The 3,275-nt window shown below is 72.5% G+C and carries 3 protein-coding genes; 2 read left to right on the forward strand and 1 reads right to left on the reverse strand.

Annotated elements, in window-relative coordinates; all coding sequences use genetic code 11:
* Both AOK24_RS04065 and AOK24_RS04070 read left to right on the forward strand, forming a co-directional pair.
* The coding region (locus AOK24_RS04065) for a thioesterase II family protein (RefSeq protein ID WP_167376799.1) at positions 1 to 362 on the forward strand (362 nt) is incomplete at its 5' end.
* Positions 363 to 535: 173 nt separating this feature from the next.
* The gene (locus tag AOK24_RS04070) at positions 536 to 1,825 is read left to right on the forward strand and encodes a UDP-glucose dehydrogenase family protein (RefSeq protein ID WP_055718677.1); all 1,290 of its coding nucleotides are present in this window, start codon (positions 536 to 538) and stop codon (positions 1,823 to 1,825) included.
* Here AOK24_RS04070 and AOK24_RS04075 read toward each other — a convergent pair.
* Complete coding sequence (locus tag AOK24_RS04075) at positions 1,822 to 2,844, reverse strand: UDP-glucuronic acid decarboxylase family protein (protein WP_055718678.1); 1,023 nt, start codon at positions 2,842 to 2,844, stop codon at positions 1,822 to 1,824. The genes AOK24_RS04070 and AOK24_RS04075 overlap by 4 nt on opposite strands.
* Positions 2,845 to 3,275 lie beyond the last annotated feature (431 nt).

Below are 3,275 nucleotides of genomic sequence, written 5' to 3' on the forward strand. Positions count from 1 at the left end.
ACACCCGCCCCAACCTGCACGCCCTGCCGGCCCCCGAACTCGTCCCGCACCTGCGGGAGATCGGCGGCACCCCCGAATCCGTCCTGGGCGACCCCGACCTCCTGGACGTCTTCCTGCCCACCCTGCGCGCCGACTTCGAGGTCAACGAGACCTACCGGTACGTCCCCGAGGCCGCCCTCACCACCCCGCTCACCGTCTTCGGCGCCACCCACGACCCACGCGCCGACGAAGACGAACTGCGCGCCTGGTCCGGCCTGACCGAGGCCGAGTTCCGGCTGCGGATCTTCGACGGCGGACACTTCTTCGTCACCCCCCACGCCCAGACCCTCGTCACCGAGATGACCGGCGCCCTGCGCACCTGACGGACACGCGCCCGCCCCTCCAACTCACGGACGGGGACACCTCATACGCAGGGAAGGCACCTCCGGTACGCTCCGACCGACGCCGGGCCGTGGATCTCCGCAGCACCGGGCGTGGAGGAACAGGGCATGCGCGCGCCGCGTGCCGCGGACGAATCGGAGAGGTAGGGCCTGCCATGCGCGTGGGCGTATTCGGCGCCGGCTACATCGGTCTGGTCACCGGTGCCTGCCTGGCCGCGCTGGGGCACCGGGTCGTCGTACGGGACATCGTCCCCGAGCGCGTCGACATGCTGAACGCGGGCCGCATCCCCATTTACGAGCCCGGACTCGAAGACCTGATCCGCGAGAACCGCGAGCGGCTGACGTTCACCCTGGACGCCGCCGACGCCCTGGACGGGGCCGACGTCGCCTACATCTGCGTCGACACCCCGCCCACCGCGTCAGGGGACGCCGACCTCTCCCGGGTCTGGTCCGTCGTCGCCGACATCGAGGGCGCCGCGCACCTCAAGGCCGTCGTCCTCAAGTCGACCGTGCCCGTCGGCACCGGCGAGAAGGTCCGCCGCGCCCTCGACGCGGCCGGCCTCGCGCACGTCGGCTACGCCGCCAACCCCGAGTTCACCGCCGAGGGACGCGCCGTCGAGGACTTCCTGCGCCCCGACCGGGTGGTGGTCGGCTCCGCCGACGAGGCCACCGCACGCCTCGTCGCCGACCTCCACGAAGGCGTCGAAGGCCCCGTCGAGATCATGACCGTGCCCTCCGCCGAGATGGTCAAGCTCGCCGCCAACGCCCTCCTCGCCACGAAGATCACGTTCATCAACGAGATCGCCGCCGTCTGCGAGAAGACCGGCGCCGACGTCGTCGAGGTCGCCCGCGCCGTCGGCATGGACCACCGGCTCGGCCCGCACTTCCTGGGCGCGGGCCTCGGCTACGGCGGTTCCTGCTTCCCCAAGGACTCCCGCGCCCTGCGCGCCATGGCCTCCAACAGCGGCTACCCCTTCCAGCTGCTGTCGGCCGTCATCGAGGTCAACGACCTCCAGCCCCGCCGCGCCGTCCAGCGGATCAAACAGGAACTCGGCGGCCTCGAAGGACGCCGTATCGCCCTGCTCGGCCTCACCTTCAAGCCCGACACCGACGACATGCGCGAGGCCCCCTCCGCCGTCATCGCCTCCCGCCTCCTCGCCGAGGGCTGCGAGGTCACCGGCTGGGACCCCATGGCCCGCCTCCCTTCCAGCGACCCCTGGACCCGCGTCCGCCGCGCCAAGACGGTCGCCGAGGCCGCCGAGGACTGCGACGCCCTGATCGTCGTCACCGAGTGGGCCGACCTCCAGGACACCGACTGGGCTGAGGTCGCCGACAGGATGCGCGGCAGCCTCCTGTACGACGGCCGCAACGCCCTCGACCGGGACCGCCTGACCGGCCTCGGCCTGACCTGCATGGGAGTGGGCCGGGCCACGACCCGGCCCTAGTGCAGCCGGCGGTCACCGGGGCGTGCTCTGCCTCTGGTGACCGCCTGGGCCTCGGCCTGGGTGAACCACTCGACGGTCCGCTTCAGACCGTCGGACAGGGCGACGCGCGGCTCCCAGCCGAGCAGCGTGCGCGCCCGCGCGATGTCCGGCTTGCGGCGCCGGGGGTCGTCCGGATGCGGCGCGATGTACGTCAGCGGGGAGCGGCTGCCGGTGATCTCCACGATCAGCCCGGCGAGTTCGAGAACGGTGATCTCGTTCGGGTTGCCCAGGTTCACCGGGCCCGCCTCCGCGCTGTCCAGCAGCGCCACCAGCCCGTCGACCGTGTCGTCCACGTAGCACAGCGACCGCGTCTGGCGCCCGTCGCTCATCACCGACAGCGGCTCCCCGCGCAACGCCTGCGTGATGAAGGCCGGTACGACCCGGCCGTCGTCGGCGCGCATGAAGGGGCCGTAGGAGTTGAAGATGCGGGCGATGCCCGTGCTGACCCCGAACTCCTTGCGGAACGCGACCGCCATCGCCTCGGAGAACCGCTTCGACTCGTCGTACACGGCACGCGGCCCGACCGGGTTCACGTTCCCCCAGTACTCCTCGGTCTGCGGATGGACCAGGGGATCGCCGTACACCTCGGACGTGGACGCCAGCAGGAAACGCGCGCCCTTCGCCCGGGCCAGCTCCAGCATGTTGTACGTGCCGTGGCCGCCCGCGCGCAGCGTGGCGACGGGCAGCTCGAAGTAGTCGACGGGGGACGCCGCGCACGCCAGATGCGCCACGGCCGACACCGGCCCGTCGATCGCCAGCGGCTCGGTGACGTCCGCCTCCACGAACCGGAACCGGGGATGCCCGGCCAGGTCGGCGACGTTCGCCGGACGGCCGGTGCACAGGTTGTCGACGCACACCACCTCCCGGCCCGCGCCGAGCAGGACACGGCACAGGTGGGAGCCGAGGAACCCGGCGCCGCCGGTCACCACGACCCGTCCGCTCCCGGGCGTGCCGCCCGTCGGTCGAGCAACGTCGCTCATGGCCAACTCCTTTGTCCGGTGGGAAACCTGAGGGTCACTCGAGCGCGCCGGGCGGGCATCGCGTACGGCCGCCGCCCCGAACCCCGGGACGGACAGGGCGAGGACGACGACGTCGACAGCCGGCGCGGTGATCCCGGTGAGCACGCCGTCGTACGCAACCCGTTCCGGGCCCGCGTCACCGACGTCGGCGAGCAGCCCCCCGTGGCCGCGAAGGCGTGCCGCCGCCTTCCCGTCGTGCGTGGTGATCAATGCCGTCACACCCCGTGCGTGCAGCGCCGTCAGCTGGTCGTGCCCGGACAGCCTCGACCGCGGGTCGAGTCCCGTGGACGGTTCGTCGACGAACAGCACCGACGGCTCGTGCGGCAGCGCGCGAGTGGTGTTCCCCCGCCGCTGCCGGCCGCCCGGCAGCTGACCGACCTCTGCCCCCGCCC

The sequence above is a fragment of the Streptomyces niveiscabiei genome (genome assembly GCF_001419795.1).
Classification (GTDB): domain Bacteria; phylum Actinomycetota; class Actinomycetes; order Streptomycetales; family Streptomycetaceae; genus Streptomyces; species Streptomyces niveiscabiei.

What these genes read in the sequence shown, in the direction of transcription:
- AOK24_RS04070 (WP_055718677.1), top strand. Translation starts at nt 536, where the DNA reads ATGCGCGTGGGCGTATTCGGCGCCGGCTACATCGGTCTGGTCACCGGT.
- AOK24_RS04075 (WP_055718678.1), bottom strand. Translation starts at nt 2,844, where the DNA reads ATGAGCGACGTTGCTCGACCGACGGGCGGCACGCCCGGGAGCGGACGG.